This is a genomic window from Leifsonia sp. Root227, from assembly GCF_001428745.1.
In the GTDB taxonomy this organism is placed as follows: Bacteria; Actinomycetota; Actinomycetes; order Actinomycetales; family Microbacteriaceae; genus Leifsonia.
Genome location: NZ_LMIO01000002.1, coordinates 547,730 through 563,327 on the forward strand (window position 1 = coordinate 547,730; position 15,598 = coordinate 563,327).

Annotated in this window: 14 protein-coding genes; 8 read left to right on the forward strand and 6 right to left on the reverse strand. The window is 69.3% G+C overall.

The genetic code is table 11. The features are described 5' to 3' along the window. The first annotated feature begins 105 nt into the window (after positions 1 to 105). Positions 106 to 3,729 (forward strand): chromosome segregation protein SMC, encoded by a 3,624-nt coding sequence (smc, locus tag ASE16_RS07470; RefSeq protein WP_055893045.1) that lies wholly within the window; start codon positions 106 to 108, stop codon positions 3,727 to 3,729. Positions 3,730 to 3,741: 12 nt separating this feature from the next. Here the strand turns inward: smc and ASE16_RS07475 are convergent, their stop codons facing one another. Both ASE16_RS07475 and ASE16_RS07480 read right to left on the reverse strand, forming a co-directional pair. After that, on the reverse strand, positions 3,742 to 5,418 hold the full coding sequence (locus ASE16_RS07475) for a hypothetical protein (protein ID WP_055893049.1): 1,677 nt from the start codon (positions 5,416 to 5,418) through the stop codon (positions 3,742 to 3,744). Positions 5,419 to 5,475: 57 nt separating this feature from the next. Beyond that, complete coding sequence (locus ASE16_RS07480) at positions 5,476 to 6,312, reverse strand: CHAD domain-containing protein (protein ID WP_235500408.1); 837 nt, start codon at positions 6,310 to 6,312, stop codon at positions 5,476 to 5,478. 30 nt (positions 6,313 to 6,342) lie between these two features. On the opposite strand from ASE16_RS07480, the gene ftsY reads away from it, so the two are divergent. From ftsY to ffh, 3 genes are read left to right on the forward strand one after another with little or no spacing between them, the layout of a single operon-like run. Continuing rightward, entirely contained in the window at positions 6,343 to 7,218 is an 876-nt protein-coding gene (gene ftsY, locus ASE16_RS07485; protein ID WP_055893058.1) for a signal recognition particle-docking protein FtsY, read from the forward strand. Between the two features lie 10 nt (positions 7,219 to 7,228). Further along, on the forward strand, positions 7,229 to 7,729 hold the full coding sequence (locus tag ASE16_RS07490; protein WP_055893061.1) for a DUF2004 domain-containing protein: 501 nt from the start codon (positions 7,229 to 7,231) through the stop codon (positions 7,727 to 7,729). Between the two features lie 33 nt (positions 7,730 to 7,762). Then, on the forward strand, positions 7,763 to 9,328 hold the full coding sequence (gene ffh, locus ASE16_RS07495; protein ID WP_055893064.1) for a signal recognition particle protein: 1,566 nt from the start codon (positions 7,763 to 7,765) through the stop codon (positions 9,326 to 9,328). A gap of 15 nt (positions 9,329 to 9,343) precedes the next feature. On the opposite strand, the gene ASE16_RS07500 is transcribed toward ffh, so the two are convergent. From ASE16_RS07500 to ASE16_RS07510, 3 genes are all read right to left on the reverse strand, one after another. Further along, entirely contained in the window at positions 9,344 to 10,045 is a 702-nt protein-coding gene (locus ASE16_RS07500) for an SGNH/GDSL hydrolase family protein (RefSeq protein ID WP_235500409.1), read from the reverse strand. 59 nt (positions 10,046 to 10,104) lie between these two features. Continuing rightward, positions 10,105 to 10,833 carry an SGNH/GDSL hydrolase family protein gene (locus ASE16_RS07505; RefSeq protein ID WP_235500410.1) on the reverse strand — a complete coding sequence of 243 codons (729 nt, stop codon included), beginning with the start codon at positions 10,831 to 10,833 and terminating at the stop codon, positions 10,105 to 10,107. Positions 10,834 to 10,894: 61 nt separating this feature from the next. Then, positions 10,895 to 12,031, reverse strand: coding sequence for a glutamate--cysteine ligase (locus tag ASE16_RS07510; RefSeq protein WP_055893068.1), 1,137 nt, complete (start codon positions 12,029 to 12,031; stop codon positions 10,895 to 10,897). 182 nt (positions 12,032 to 12,213) lie between these two features. On the opposite strand from ASE16_RS07510, the gene rpsP reads away from it, so the two are divergent. Genes rpsP through rimM form a run of 3 tightly spaced genes read left to right on the forward strand, consistent with a single transcriptional unit; the run spans position 12,214 to position 13,559 of the window. Then, positions 12,214 to 12,693 (forward strand): 30S ribosomal protein S16, encoded by a 480-nt coding sequence (gene rpsP, locus ASE16_RS07515; RefSeq protein ID WP_055893070.1) that lies wholly within the window; start codon positions 12,214 to 12,216, stop codon positions 12,691 to 12,693. A gap of 4 nt (positions 12,694 to 12,697) precedes the next feature. Continuing rightward, positions 12,698 to 12,928: an RNA-binding protein gene (locus ASE16_RS07520; protein ID WP_055893072.1), complete on the forward strand. Its 231-nt coding sequence runs from the start codon at positions 12,698 to 12,700 to the stop codon at positions 12,926 to 12,928. A gap of 1 nt (position 12,929) precedes the next feature. Next, positions 12,930 to 13,559 carry a ribosome maturation factor RimM gene (gene rimM, locus ASE16_RS07525; protein ID WP_082581298.1) on the forward strand — a complete coding sequence of 210 codons (630 nt, stop codon included), beginning with the start codon at positions 12,930 to 12,932 and terminating at the stop codon, positions 13,557 to 13,559. Positions 13,560 to 13,668: 109 nt separating this feature from the next. Here rimM and ASE16_RS07530 read toward each other — a convergent pair whose 3' ends face one another. After that, a complete protein-coding gene (locus ASE16_RS07530; RefSeq protein ID WP_235500411.1) occupies positions 13,669 to 14,331 on the reverse strand; it encodes a GntR family transcriptional regulator in 663 nt (220 codons plus the stop codon). A gap of 88 nt (positions 14,332 to 14,419) precedes the next feature. Here ASE16_RS07530 and ASE16_RS07535 point away from each other — a divergent pair, with 88 nt between their 5' ends. Beyond that, on the forward strand, positions 14,420 to 15,586 hold the full coding sequence (locus tag ASE16_RS07535; RefSeq protein ID WP_055893076.1) for an MFS transporter: 1,167 nt from the start codon (positions 14,420 to 14,422) through the stop codon (positions 15,584 to 15,586). The last annotated feature ends 12 nt before the right edge of the window (positions 15,587 to 15,598 follow it).

A 15,598-nucleotide genomic window follows, 5' to 3' on the forward strand; every position in this document is an offset into this window, starting at 1 on the left:
GTGTGCATAAGTCCCGACTCGATGGCTTCGGTGGCGGGATGTGCGGGTGCTGTCGGGTAAATTTGGGGCGACAGCGCGGCAAACGAGCAGAAAGCAGGGCGGCGGGTGTATCTGAAGAGCCTGACGCTCAAGGGGTTCAAGTCGTTCGCGCAGCCGACGACGTTCGCCTTCGAGCAGGGTGTCACCTGCGTGGTCGGGCCGAACGGCTCCGGCAAGTCCAACGTGGTGGATGCGCTCGCCTGGGTGATGGGGGAGCAGGGCGCCAAGACCCTCCGCGGCGGCAAGATGGAGGACGTCATCTTCGCCGGGACCTCCACCCGAGGTCCGCTCGGCCGCGCTGAGGTCACGCTCACCATCGACAACTCCGACGGCGCTCTGCCGATCGAGTACTCAGAGGTCACCATCTCGCGCACCCTGTTCCGGAACGGCGGCAGCGAGTATGCGATCAACGGCTCCGCCTGCCGCCTGCTCGACGTGCAGGAGCTCCTCAGCGACTCCGGCCTCGGCCGCGAGATGCACGTCATCGTCGGTCAGGGCCAGCTGGATGCCGTCCTGCACGCGAGCCCGGAGGACAGGCGCGGCTTCATCGAAGAGGCGGCAGGAATCCTCAAGCACCGCCGCCGCAAGGAGAAGACCCTCCGCAAGCTGGAGGCGATGCAGACAAACCTCACCCGCCTGAGCGACCTCGCCGGCGAGATCAGGCGGCAGCTCAAGCCGCTCGGCCACCAGGCCGAGATCGCGCGGGAGGCGCAGTCGATCGCGGCCGTCGTCCGCGACGCCCGCGCTCGCATCCTGGCCGACGACGTCGTGGCGCTGCGCACGGCGCTCGACGACCACGGCCGAACGGAGTCCGAGCGGCACAGCGAGCGGATCGTGCTGCAGGAGCAATTGGAGCAGAAGCAGCTCCGCGTCGCGCGCCTGGAGCAGGCGCAGGTCGGCGACGAGGTCGACCTCGCCAGGCGCACCGCGTTCGGGCTGGAGTCCGTACAGGAACGCCTGCGCAACCTCTACACGATGGCCAACCAGCGGCTCGCTCTGCTCGGCAGCCAGGCGGATGCACCGGATGCCGGCCCCAGCGTCAGCCAGCAGATGGTCCAGGATGCGCGCGACGAGGTCGACAGGCTCCGCTCTGTCGTGACGGACGCCGAGGCCGCATGGACCGCCGCGCAGGCCGCCACCCGTTCCGCGCGCGGCCGGCTCGACGCGGTCGACGACGAGATCGCCGCGCAGAGCGCCCTGGTCTCGCGCCATGATCTCGAGCTGTCCAAGCTGACCGGTCAGGCCGACGCCGCAGCCCAGCGGCTCGCGGCCGTGCGCGGCGAGGTGCTGCGCCAGCAGAACGCCCTGGATGCGGCGACCGACCGCAGGGAGAAGGCGCGCGCCGAGTTCGCCTCCCGCGAGGCGGAGGCGGCGACCGCCGACGTGGGAGAGGGCAACCTCGACGAGGCGTACGAGCTGGCGCAGGCCGACGTGTTCGAGGCCGAGGGAGAGATCGAGCGGCTGCGCGAGGAGCTGCACACGCTGGAGCGCGAACGCGACGCCCTCGCCGCCCGCACCAGCGCGCTCTCGATGGCGCTCGACCAGAAGGACGGCTCGGCCGCTCTCGTCGCCGCCAGGCTGCCGGGCGTGCGCGGGCTGGTCGCAGAGCACATCCGCGTGCATCCCGGGTTCGAGGCGTCGATCGCCGCCGCCCTCGGCTCGCTGGCGGATGCGGTGCTCGCAGAGGATCGCCGCGCAGCATTCGACGCTGTCGCGCAGGCATCCTCCGACGACCTCGGCCGGGTCGAGGTCATCATCGCGGACGCCGTGGCGTCCTCTGTCGATCTCGGCGGCGTCTCCGGTGTCGTCGCCGCTCGCTCGGTGGTGGAGGCGCCTGACGGCGTGCTCGGCATCCTGGCGTTCACGGCCATCGCCGACGATCTGGACGCGGCTCGCGCGGCAGCAACCGCGTTCGCGACGCGGAAACTCGGCGGGCCCGTCACGATCATCACGAAGTCCGGCGACGTGCTCACCGACTACGTGCTGCGCGGCGGCTCCGGCGCCAAGCAGAGCCGCATCGAGCTCATCGCCGACCGGGATGCCGCTGCCGACCGCCTGGGCGAGGTCACCTCCCTGATCGACCGTGCGAAGTTCGCTCTCGCCGAGCAGCGCGGCGTGCTGCAGGTGGCCAAGGAGCAGTCGCAGTCGGCGCTCTCCTCCCTCAGGGAGTTCGACGCCAAACTGGCGGCGCAGACCGAACAGCTCAACCGGCTGAAGGTGCAGCTCGAGGCGTCGCAGGCCGAGTTCGACCGGCTGAGCACGGCGCTGTCGCTCGCCGCCGAGCGCGTCGCGGACGCCGAAGCTGCCGCCGACAAGGCGAAGTCGGAGCTGGAGACGGCTCGCTCGCGACCGCGTCCCATCCTGGATGTGAGCGCTCGGGATGCGCTCTCCACCGAGCTCGAGGCCGCCAGGGAGGCGGAGGTCGAGTCCAGGCTCGCCGTCGAGACCGCCAAGGAGCGGGTCCGGGCGGAGCAGGCCAGGGGAGAAGCGCTCGCCAGGCAGCTCGACGCAGAGCGCGCCGCCGCGGAGGAGGCCGCGCGCCGCGCCGTGATCCGTCGCAGGCAGATCGACGCGGCCACCGGCGTCATCGATGCGCTGCCCGCCGTGCTCGACTCCGTCGACCGTTCCGTCGCGCAGGCGCGGCTCGAGCTCGCGGCAGCCGAGGCGAAGCGGTCGAGCCAGAACGAGGAGCTTGCGACGCTTCGTCGCGAGGAGAACGTGGTGCGCGACCGCCTGCAGGTCATCACCGAGAGTGTGCACGGGCTCGAACTGCAGATCTACGAGAAGAAGCTGCACCTGTCGAGCCTGCTGGAGCGTGCGGGAAGCGAGCTCGGCCTGGTGGAGGATGTGCTGGTCGCCGAGTACGGGCCTGAAGTCCCCATCCCGGTGGATGGGCCGGCGCCGGACCGTGCCGACGCGGCGGCAGACGACGCAGCCGACACCGGAGGCGATGACACCGGAGGCGATGACACCGGGTCCGACGACGGCGCGGCAGATGCCGCCGCCGAGCGCCCGACCGTCCCGTTCAACCGCGAGCAGCAGCAGAAGCGCCTCGCCTCCGCTGAACGCAAGCTGGCCCAGCTCGGCAGGGTGAACCCGCTCGCGCTCGAAGAGTTCGCCGCCCTGGAGCAGCGCCACAAGTTCCTCACCGAGCAGCTCACCGACCTCACGAACACCCGCAAAGACCTGCTGACGATCATCGAGGAGATCGACGAGAAGATGCAGACCATCTTCGAATCGGCGTTCGAGGACACCAGGGAGGCGTTCGGGTACGTCTTCCCGATCCTGTTCCCCGGCGGCACGGGCAGCATCTCGCTGACCGACCCGGAGAATCTGCTGACCACGGGCATCGAGGTGTCGGTGAAGCCCGCAGGCAAGAAGATCGAGCGCCTGTCGCTGCTGTCGGGCGGCGAGCGGTCCCTGGCGGCGGTCGCGCTGCTCATCGCGATCTTCAAGGCGCGCCCCAGCCCGTTCTACATCATGGACGAGGTCGAGGCCGCTCTCGACGACGCGAACCTCGGTCGTCTGCTGACCATCTTCGAGGACCTGCGCGAGTCCAGCCAGCTCATCGTGATCACGCACCAGAAGCGCACGATGGAGATCGCCGATGCCCTGTACGGCGTCTCGATGCGCCAGGACGGCGTGTCGGCGGTGGTCGGCCAGCGCGTCGCGCAGGAGCAGGCGTCCTAGCAGGAGCTCCGCTCAGCGGTCCCGGTCGTGATCATGGTCGCGCGTCGCCTCCTCGATCCTGTCGGGGTACCCGCGGGACGTGAGCTGGTAGCGGATGCTCGACGCCAGCTTCGTGGTCATCGTCGCCTCACCGCGCGTGCTGCTGTAGTCGTAGATCTGGAACACTCCGCAGTCCACGACGCGGTCTGGCGTGCCGAGTTCGGTGAGCGCCTGGGAGCGGCGGGCTGGTGCATCCACGATGAAGTAGCTCGGGATGCGGTCGTCGAACGACGCCAGGTCGGTCATCCAGGCCCGTGCGCCCAGGGTGCTGTCGACCTGGAGCACGTCGACGCGTCTGGTCCCGAAGAGGTCGAGGGCGCGCACCGCCCAGTACGAACCCTCTCCGGTGAGCGAGCGGTTGCCGATCCAGTTCTCCAGGCAGGAGAGTCCTGGGCTGCCCGGCGAAGCGGTCACCGCGCGCAAGCTCGCCGCCGCCGGTGCGGTGACCACGAGCGCAGTCACGGCCACCGCGATCGCCGCGCCGGCCCCCACCGCACGCACCTGCCGGCGGACGTGGACGACCGCCGCCGCCCTGCGCCAGAGCAGCGGATGCACCAGGATCAACAGCGGGAACACGAACACCGGCCCGAGATACCGCGTCGCCGTGCTGCCGACGAGCACCGTCCCGACGAGCGTGACCGCTACGGCGCAGAGCACGAACAGGGGGAGGACCCCGTCGCCCGTGCCCCTCGCCGCCCGCAGCACGGCCACGCACGCGCCGAGCAGCAGCACCACCACGGCCGCCTCCGCGATCCCGCCCGGCGTGCTCACGAACGACACCGCGACGCCGGAGAAGAAGCGGATGCTCTCCGGGATCTGGTTCAGGTGCACGTAGCTCGTCGCGCCGGGCAGCAGGTAGCGGCCGAGCGCGAATCGCGCGGCGTAGCCGACGACCGCGGCTGCGACCGGCGGCGCGAGCACCAGCGCTGCCGACCGCCACGGCACGGCGCGCAGCAGGACGGCGATGCAGAGTGCGAGTCCGAGTGGGACGGCGAACTGGAACACCACCAGCGGGTTCGACAGCGTCTCGACCCCCAGGAGCAGCCCGGCCGCGACGGCGTAGCAGGCGTAGCCGGCCGACCGGATGCGCGGCTGTGTCCGAAAACCGCCTGTCACGTGCAGCGCGAGTGCGAGCACGGTGAGTGCGACGAACGTCGCGCCGTAGTAGTACGTGGTGAGCACGGTGAACGTCGCGATCGACTCGTTGGTCTGCGCACCACGCACATCCAGCAGCAGGAACGCCACGAACAGCAGGGAGGCCGCGAACGGGGCGCCGAGCCTCGCCCAGGCGCTGCTCCAGCGCATCCGACCGGACACGCTCCGCAGCAGCAGCGAGAGGACGACCGCGTTGAGGATCGCGTTCAGGACGAGCGCCGCCTTCACCGCTCCGCCGGCGACCAGCGAGCAGAGCAGGTAGAACGGCAGTTCAGGAAGCAGGAAGAGCTGCGAGGACATAACCCACTGCGACGGCTCGCCGCGCGCGAGCGATTGCTGGAACAGCGGAAGAACCAGCGAGTCGCCGTCGTAGAAGAACTGGTGCTGGCCGTGTGCGTCGAGCGCGACCGAGAGCGCTCCCGCTGCGAGCAGGGCGATGACGATCGGCGCGGCGACCTCGGCCGCGAGGCGCAGGGCGACAGTGCGGCGGTCCACGGCTCAGACGCTAGCCCTGGATGCGGTGGGCGCCCTGGGATGCGGATGCGGAGTCGTTCAGAGTGCTCGCGCCACCGCGTCGGCCAGGTCGTCCAGCCCGGCCAGGTGCTCCTCTGCGCGCTCGTCGCATCGGTCGGCGATCCTCGCGATCCCCGCCTCGGCCTCCGGGGCGATGGCGGCGTCCTCCGCTTTCTGCCGCAGGTGCGTCGCGAGCAGTACGAGGTCGCGGTGGTCGCCGAGCGCGTTCTGCAACGCCTCTGCTGCGGCGGCGACGCGCACAGCGTCGCGGCCGAAGGTGTCGGTGACCGCCTCCGCTGCATAGCGCAGCCGTCTGGCGGCCTTCCTGGCGGCGTGCCGCTCCTCGAGCGTGTCTCCGTCCTGCTCCAGTACGCGCACGCCCGCCTTCGCCAGCGCCTTCCTTGCCGTCCGCCTCGGATGCTCGGCACCGCGCGCGCTGAGCGGCGGGTTCGCGGCGAACGCGACCACGTCGGCGAGGAGCTGGCGGTGCGCCCGGCCGTGCAGCTCGCCGACGAGCGCGGTGACCGCCGCCGCGTGTGCAGCGCGGGCATCGGCCGAGAAGGTGGCGACCGCATCCACGGTGGCCTGGTCGAGGGGATCGGCGTCGGCGCCTGTTTCCGCGTCGGCGATCAGAGCGGCGAGAGCGTCGGCGCGCACTTCCAGGTCGCGGGCGGTCCCGAGCTGGGAGCCGAGCACGCCGAGGCGCCGCCTGAGCCGCTTCGCCTCGTTCTTCTCGAACGCACGCCGGTCGACGCTCAGGATGCTCCGCAGCCGCCGCACCCTGATGCGCGCTTGATGCACGGCGTCGGCGCCGCCGGACTCGATCGCGACGAGCCACTCGGCGAGCTCCGCCGACACTGCCACCAGAGAGAACATGCTCACACGGTAACAACTAGTCTGAGAGCTATGGCAGAACGCACCCCCTGGTCTTTGTCCGGCGCGCTCCGCGGCATGTTCGCGAAGAAGACGATCGACGACACCACCTGGGACGACCTGGAGACGGCGCTGATCACCGCCGACTTCGGCCCCGATGTGACGGAAGCGATCGTGGACGACCTGCGTGCCAAGGTCGACAGGTACCACACCACGGACCCCGCCGACCTGCAGCGGATGCTGAGGGAGAGCCTCGAAGAGCGCCTGTCCAAGCTCGACACCACGCTCAAGCTGAGCGAGCGTCCCGCGATCGTGCTCGTCGTCGGCGTCAACGGCGTCGGCAAGACCACCACGATCGGCAAGTTCGCGAAGTTCCTCCGCACATACGACCGCACCGTCGTCGTCGGCGCGGCCGACACGTTCAGGGCGGCGGCCGTGGAACAGCTCGCCACCTGGGCGGAGCGCGCAGGCGCGGACATCGTGCGGCCGCAGCAGCAGGGCCAGGACCCGGCCTCCGTCGCGTTCCAGACCGTCGAGAAGGCGAAGGCGGACGGCACGGAGATCGTCATCATCGACACGGCAGGGCGCCTGCAGACCAAGGGCGGCCTGATGGACGAGCTCTCCAAGATCAAGAGGGTGGTCGAGAAGCAGGCGCCGATCTCCGAGGTGCTGCTCGTCCTCGACGCCACCACGGGGCAGAACGGGCTCGCGCAGGCCGAAGCGTTCATCGAGCACGCCGGGGTGACCGGCCTGGTGCTCACCAAGCTCGACGGCTCCGCCAGGGGCGGCTTCGTGCTCGCCGTTCAGGAGAAGACGGGCATCCCGATCAAACTGGTCGGCCAGGGCGAGGGCATCAACGACATCACCGGCTTCACGCCGCACGTCTTCGCCCAGCAGCTGGTCGGCTAGGGTCGCGTACATGGCCATCGAACACGACTACTTCGGCGTCATCGACGAGACCGCATCCGGCGGCCTGGCGTGGAACGACACCGCCGATCTCTCCGAACAGGTGGTCGAGGTCGACCTGCTGGCGGACGACGAGTCCGCCGTGCCGGAGTTCGCGCTGGATGCCGCCGCTGCGATGATCCAGGCGATCGACGGCTTCGACGCCAGGGCACGGGATGCGCTGATCGCCGAGCTCAGCTCGCGCCAGTCCGCGACCGTCGCGTACATCGACGAGCACGTCGACAAGCTGGGGGACAGCCTGATCGACCTGCTGGTGCACAACTCGGGCGACATCGCCGTCGACGTGCTGCGCTCCCTGCAGCTGCTGCGCATCCTGCTGCAGCCGGACCACTCGGACGAGGACGAAGTCTTCGCCACGTTCGACTACTCGATCAGCCCGGACGAGTCGGATGCACTGCTCACCGTTTCGTTCGACATCCGGGGCGATGTGGTCGCCGTCGACACGCAATCCTGACGCACAGCATCCGCCCGGTAAACTGGGACGATCATGGCTACTTTCGGATCGCTGTCTGACCGCCTGGCAGATACCTTCAAGAACCTTCGCACCAAGGGCAAGCTCTCTCCGGCCGACGTCGACGGCACGGTGCGCGAGATCCGTCGCGCGCTGCTCGACGCGGACGTCGCACTCGACGTCGTCAAGGAGTTCACCGGAAAAGTGCGCGAGCGCGCGCTGAGCGACGAGGTCAACAAAGCCCTCAACCCGGCGCAGCAGGTCGTGCAGATCGTCAACGAGGAGCTCGTCGCGATCCTCGGCGGGCAGCAGCGCCGCCTGCAGTTCGCGAAGAAGCCGCCGACAGTCATCATGCTCGCCGGTCTCCAGGGCGCCGGTAAGACGACCCTCGCAGGCAAGCTCGCCAAGTGGCTCGTCAAGGACGGGCACACGCCCGTGCTCGTGGCCGCCGACCTCCAGCGTCCGAACGCCGTCACACAGCTCCAGATCGTCGGCGAGCAGGCCGGAGTGCCCGTCTACGCTCCCGAGCCCGGCAACGGGGTCGGCAACCCGGTGCGCGTCGCGAAGGACGCGCTCAAGTTCGCCGAGACCAAGCAGTACGACACGGTCATCGTCGACACCGCTGGTCGTCTCGGCGTCGACGCCGAGCTCATGAAGCAGGCTTCGGACATCCGCAAAGCCGTCGACCCGGACGAAGTGCTGTTCGTGATCGACGCGATGATCGGCCAGGACGCCGTCGCGACCGCCAAGGCGTTCCAGGACGGCGTCGACTTCACCGGCGTCGTGCTCTCCAAGCTCGACGGCGACGCGCGCGGTGGTGCTGCCCTCTCCGTCGCATCCGTCACCGGCCGCCCGATCATCTTCGCCTCCACGGGTGAGGGACTGGACGATTTCGAACCGTTCCACCCCGACCGCATGGCCAGCCGCATCCTCGACCTCGGTGACATCCTCACCCTCATCGAGCAGGCCCAGGAAGCGTTCGACGAAGACGAGGCGCGCAAGGTCGCCGAGAAGTTCGCGACGGACAGCTTCACGCTCGACGACTTCCTCAAGCAGATGCAGCAGCTGCGCAACATGGGCTCCATCAAGAAGATGATGGGCATGCTGCCAGGCGCAGGCGCCATGAAGCAGCAGCTCGACAACTTCGACGAGAAGGAGATCGTGCGCACCGAGGCGATCATCCAGTCGATGACCAAGGCGGAGCGCACGACGCCGAAGCTGCTCAACGGTTCGCGTCGCCTCCGCATCGCGAAGGGCTCCGGCTCCACCGTGACCGAGGTCAATCAGCTCGTCAACCGCTTCGAGCAGGCCGCGAAGATGATGAAGACCGTCGCCAAGGGCGGCGTGCCGAACGTGCCAGGCATGGGTCCGATCCCGGGCGCCAGCTACGGCGGCAAGGCCAAGCAGCAGCCCAAGAAGAAGGGCTCGCGGTCCGGCAACCCGGCCAAGCGTGCGGCGGAGAACGCCGCGATCACGTCAGGCGCGAAGCCGTCGACCGGCGCGCAGGGCGGCTCCGGCTTCGGCCTCGGCGGCGGCGCAGGCAAGCCGGGCGGGCCGTCTGAGGAAGAGCTGGCGTCGCTGCAGAAGTTCCTCGGCCGCTAGGCCGGGGGCGGCGGGCTAGAGCGCGAGGGCGTTCGGGGCGAGCTTGGCCTCGATCGTCTTGGCGACGATCTCCTGGCCCGTCGGATTCGGGTGGATGCCGTCCGGCTGCACCCACTCGGCGTGGCCCACGAGTGGGAAACCGATGTCGACGAGTGTGCCGTCCACGTCGTGGATGGCCGCTGTGAACGCGTCGTCGACCATCGTGATGGTCTGCGGCGGCTGGTCAGCTCCCCAGACGGCCGTCACGCCGATGATGTGCGCGTGCGGGAACGTCGAGCGCAGCGTGCCCAGGAGCTCTGTGCTCTTCTGAGCAAGCGCCGCCGGGTCCTCCAGCCGGTCGTTCCTGGTCGCGGCGATCAGGATGTAGTCGGGCTTCAGCTTCACGGCCTGGTCGACCTGCTGCTGGAAGGTCGTGCCGTTCCAACCGGGGTGCAGGAAGCCGGAGCCGGAGACGGCGAGGTCGGTGAGCTGCCACTTGTGGGTCTTCGCCACCAGCGACGGCCACGCCTGATCCTGCCGGATTCCCTTGCCGAAGGCGATGGAATCGCCGATCGCGACGGCCACGGGCCGCTCAGCGACCTGGGGTGCGGGGGCGGCGGAGCGCAGCCCGGCGACGGGTTCCTGCGGGGCGCCGGCCGAGCATCCGGTGAGGACGACGACGGCGGCCGTGGCAGCGGCGAAAAGGGCCACTCGAAGGCCACGGGTAGACAGACGCACGGAGCGAGAGTAAATGCACGAACCTGCGTGGAAGCTGTGTGTTTTGGAAGGTGCGGTTCTCAGCGCGAGACGGCGGTGTCCGTCTTGGTCGTGATGCGCGCTGCGGCGATCTTGTCGGCGATCAGACCGGCGAGCAGATGCTGGCCGTCCGCGGTGGGATGCACGTTGTCCTTCTGCACCAGATCGGCGCGGTTCTGGAACGGCTGGCCCACATCCACCCAGGTGCCGTCCACGGCCAGGACGGCGCTGCGGACGATGCTCGCGACCACCGGAGTGGCCGGCGTCGGCGTGCCGGCTCCCCAGATCGGCCCGACGCCGATGATGACCGCATCCGGAAGGGCCGTGCGGAGCCGCTGGAGCTGAGCCGTCGCAGTGTTCTTGAGCTCGATCGTCGAGCCGAGGGTGTCGTTGCGGGTCGCGGCGATGATGACCACCTGCGGGCGAAGCGCGATGGCCTGGCTGACCTGCGCCTCGTATGTGTGCGTGTTGAGCCCCGGGGCGATGAAGCCGGAGGCGCTGTCGGCGAAGTCGTTGAGCGTCCAGCCGAACTGGTCGGCGACCAGGAACGGCCAGGCGTCGTCGTACGGCACGCCGTTGCCGATGGCGATGGAGTCGCCGATGGCCGCAGCGCGCACGGGCGCGCTGGACGTCGCCTGCGGGGTCGGGGTCGCTTCCGGCGCTCCTGTGAAGGTGGTTCCGCCCGCGAGGGAGGTGCACCCTGCGGTCACAGCGATGACGATGGTGGCGACGGTGACGGCGGCGATTCGGGTTATCGGTCGGGCGAACACAGTTAGACAGCATACGGTGCCGCCTCCCCGGGGAAGCTGAGGGGGACGGGCTCGCCGCAGATCAGCTCCTGTCGAGCCCGTCGCGCAGCTCGTGGGTGAGGGAGCTGACGACGGCCTGCAGACTGCCGCCGTTCGCCTCGGCCACCCTGAGCTGTCGCTGATAGCTGGCGCCCTTCGACAGGATCACATCGACCGTCTCCAGTTCGGCGAGGCAGCCGAGGCGTTCCGCCGTGGGGGAGAGGTCGACGATCAGATCGCGCAGCGAGTCGGACACCAGCCGTTCGCTGCCGTCCGGCGCCGTGATGATCTCGGCGTCGAGCCCGTAGCGGGCCGCCCGCCACTTGTTCTCCCGCACGAACCACGGCTGGAGGGTCACCGGCTCCACGCCGTCGTCGAGCTGGCCGGACATCCGGTCGGTGAGGCAGTGGATGAGGGCCGCGACCGCTCCGACCTCGTCGGCCGTCGACAGACCGTCGCAGGCGCGCATCTCGACCGTGCCCCACTTCGGCGACGGCCGGATGTCCCAGCGCACCTCGCTGTGGTCGGTCACGACGCCCGTCGTCACCAGGTCCTGGACGTATTCCTCGTAGTTGGCCCAGCTGCCGAACTGCCAGGGCAGACCCGCGGTCGGGAGCTGCTGGAACATCAGCGCCCTGTTCGACGCGTATCCCGTGTTCGCGCCCGCCCAGAACGGGCTCGACGCGCTCAGCGCCTGCAGGTGCGGGTAGTAGGTGAGCAGGCCGTTGACGATGGGGAGCGCCTTGTCCCTGTCGTCGATGCCGACGTGCACGTGGATGCCCCAGATCATCATCTGCCTGCCCCACCACTGCGTGCGGTCGAGCAGGCGGTCGTAGCGCTCGTTCGGCGTGACCTTCTGGTCGAACCACTGCGCGAACGGGTGCGTTCCTGCGCACATCAACTCGACGCCGAGCGGGTCGATCACCTCGCGGACGAGGCCGATCAGCCCCTGGAGGTCCTCGATCGCATCCGGCACGGTGCGGTGCACCTTACTCACCAGCTCGACGGTGTTGAGGAGCAGCTCGTGGGTGATCTGCGGATGCTCCTCGCCGTCTGTCGAGAGCGCGTCCAGCACCTCCTGAGCGATCTGGACGAGGTCTCCCGTGGATGCGTCGACCAGCGCGAGCTCCCATTCGACTCCGACGGTGGAACGCTCGGATTCCGAGAATTCGATCTGCATAGTGGTCGTCCCAATCATCCGATTGTTCAAAGGGCGGCGTTGTCTGACAGAATAGCTAGTTGAGTTCCCTCGTACCCGACCCTCTAATCAGGTGCGATGGAACACCATAGACCTCCTGCCGAGTGTGCCCCCACGCTCACGGCAGACAGTTCGTCACGTCACTCATACACACAGGAGAATTTGTGTCTGTCAAGATCCGTCTGAAGCGCCTCGGCAAGATCCGCGCACCGTACTACCGCATCGTCGTCGCCGACTCGCGCACCAAGCGCGACGGCCGCGTGATCGAGGAGATCGGTCTGTACCACCCGACCGAGGAGCCCTCGGTCATCCAGGTCGACTCCGAGCGCGCGCAGTACTGGCTCAGCGTCGGCGCACAGCCGACCGAGCAGGTCCTCGCCCTCCTCAAGCTCACCGGCGACTGGGGCCAGTTCAAGGGCGACAAGAGCGCCACGAGCACGGTCAAGGTCAAGGAAGCCAAGGTCGAGTTCCAGGCCGACGAGAAGAAGAAGCCCGTCCTGAAGCCGAAGGCCGAGAAGCCGGTCGTCGCCGAGGCAGAGGCCGTCGTCGAGGCCGAGGTCGAGGCCGAGGAGGCCGCTGAGGCCGAGGTCGTCGCCGAGGCTGAGGAAATCACCGACGCTGCCGCCGACGGCGAGAAGGCGTAACACCTTGCTCGCACCCGCACTCGCGCACCTCGTCAAGGGGATCGTGGATCACCCGGACGACGTGCACGTCGTTGCAAAGAGTTCGCCCCGTGGCGAGGTCCTCGAGGTTCGTGTGAACCCCGAGGACCTCGGCAGGGTCATCGGCCGCTCCGGCCGCACCGCCAAGGCGCTGCGGACGCTGGTCGGTGCGCTGGCCGACGGCCGACGCGTCCGCGTCGACGTCGTCGACGACTGAGGTGGCCGACCACAAGCTGCCCCGCAAGGACGCCGCTCCACGACCGGATGAGACCCAGCTGCGCGTCGGCAGGCTCACCAAGGCCCACGGCCTGAAGGGCGCGATCAAGGTCGAGCTCTACACGGACGAGCCGGAGAAGCGGTTCGTCCCCGGCGCGGTCTTCACCCTGCAGGTGCCGACCGCATCCAAGTGGCACGGCAAGACCCTCGAGCTGAACGAGCTGCGCTGGTACAACGGCCACGCCGTGGCCTTCTTCGCCGGCATCGACGACCGCTCGGAGGCGGAGACCCTCATCAAGGCCATCCTCTGGGTGAGCCAGGATGTGAAGGAACTGCCGGACGAGGACGACGCCTGGTACGACCACCAGTTGGTCGGACTGGACGCGATCCGCGACGGCGTGAAGGTGGGAACGGTCGCGCGTGTCGACCACCTGCCTGCGCAGGACCTGCTCGCGATCAAGACCGCGAACGGCGAAGTGCTCGTGCCGTTCGTCAAGGCGATCGTTCCCGAGGTCGACGTGACGGCGGGAACGGTCACGCTCACGCCGCCGGCCGGACTGTTCGAAGAACTGCCGGACGACGACGAGCCGGAGGACGACGAGCCGGAGACGGACGCACCAGCCGCCGAGTGACGCACTCAGACAGAAGAGCCCCGACCAGGAGTCGGGGCTCTTTCGGCGTCTGTGCTCGTTTGCGTCTGTGCCTTCTGCGTCTGTGCCTTTTGCGTCTGTGCTCTTCTCGTCAGCGGACGATCGCGAGGCCGCGGGCGCGCAGGGAGCGGGTGTCCGCATCCAGTGCCGCCATCAGGCGCTCGTGGGTGCTGATGATGTGCCGGTGGATGCTGTCCGCCGCCGCGTCGGCATCCCGCGCCGCCAGCAGGGTCAGGATGTCGCGGTGCTCCTCCCAGGCGGTGCGTCTGGCGTCCTCGGTGCGCACCTCCAGCCAGCGGGTGCGGGCGAGGCGCGTCATGGCGGCGTCGACGCTGTCGGCGAAGAAATGGTTGCCGGACAGGCTCGCCAGCTCGACGTGGAAGCGCGTGCCTGCGCGCATCGCGTCGTCGCTCGGGCGCTGCAGGTCGAACTCGCCGAGCCTGCTCGTGAGGGAGGCGATGGCGTCGTCGGCGGCGCGGGCGCAGCTGTGGCGCACGGCGGCCGACTCGACCGCGTCCCTCAGCTCGCTGAGCCTGGCGATCTCGCCGAGGTCGATCGGCGTGATCTGCCAGGCGCGTCCGTCGCGCTCCACCAGGCCGTCTGCCTCCAGGCGCATGAGGGCCGCGCGCAGGGGAGTGCGGGAGGCGCCCAGGTCGGTCTCGAGGCCGCGCTCGGTGAGGCGGGCGCCCGGCATGCGCTCCAGATCGAGGATCTGCGCGCGCAGACGATCGTAGACGGTCGATTGCTCTGGCACGCGTACTCCCTTTGGTATACCGGGTTGGTATACCGCTAGGGTATACCTCGTGACCTCCACCGTACAACGCACACCGCGGCCGTGGCTCATGCTTTCCTTCGGCGTCATCGCCCAGGCCAGCTCCACCGTGTTCGTGTCCACGCCCGCGTTCCTCATCCCGCTGCTGCACACCGAGCGCGGACTCAGCCTCGCGCAGGCCGGCCTGCTCGCCTCCGCGCCGACGCTCGGGCTCGTCATCACCCTGATCGGCTGGGGTGCGCTCAGCGATCGGATCGGCGAGCGCTGGGTGATCGCCTCGGGTCTTGCCCTCACGGCGGCCGTCGCCTTCGCAGCGATGTTCGCGAGCGACTATCTCAGTCTCGGCGCGCTGTTCCTGATCGGCGGCATGGCCTCCGCGAGCCCCAACGCCGCCAGCGGGCGCGTGGTCATCGGCTGGTTCCCGAAAGAGCGGCGCGGACTCGCGATGGGCATCCGGCAGATGTGCCAGCCGCTCGGCGTCGCCGTGGCGGCGCTCACGATCCCGCAGCTGGCCGCCGCGGGAGGAATCGCTACGGCGCTGGCGGTGCCCGCCGTGCTCTGCGCCGTCTCTGCTGTGCTCTGCGTTGTCGGCATCGTGGACCCGCCGCGGCCTCCGCGGGCGACGGGAGGGGAGGCGCATCCGCAGGCCGTGTGGAAGCCGTACCGCGAGACATCGCTGCTCTGGCGCATCCACGGGGTGTCGATGCTGCTGGTGATCCCGCAGTTCACCGTGTCGACGTTCGGGCTGGTCTGGCTGGTGACCCAACTGCACTTCTCCGCGCTCGCGGCCGGGATCGTGATCGGCGTGAGCCAGTTCGCAGGAGCGCTCGGCCGCATCGGGATCGGCGTGCTGAGCGACAGGGTCGGCAGCCACCTGCTCCCGCTGCGCTGGGTGTCGGTCGCCGCCGCTGTGGTGATGCTGCTGATGGCCGCCGCATCGGCGCTCGGCGCAGGCTGGGCGGCGGTGATCCTGATCGTCGCGGCCATCGTGACCGTGGCGGACAACGGGTTGGCGTACACCTCCGTGGCGGAGATCGCTGGTCCGTTCTGGTCCGGCAGAGCGCTCGGGACGCAGAACACCGGGCAGTTCCTCGCGGCATCGGTTGTGGGGCCGGCGGTCGGCGGGTTGATCACCGTGCTCGGCTTTCCGCTGGCGTTCGCGGCGGTCGCGCTGTGCCCGGTGATCGCTGCGCCGCTCGTCCCGCGCGACAGGGAGCTCGCCGTCGTGCCGCAGTAGCAGCCCTCGAAT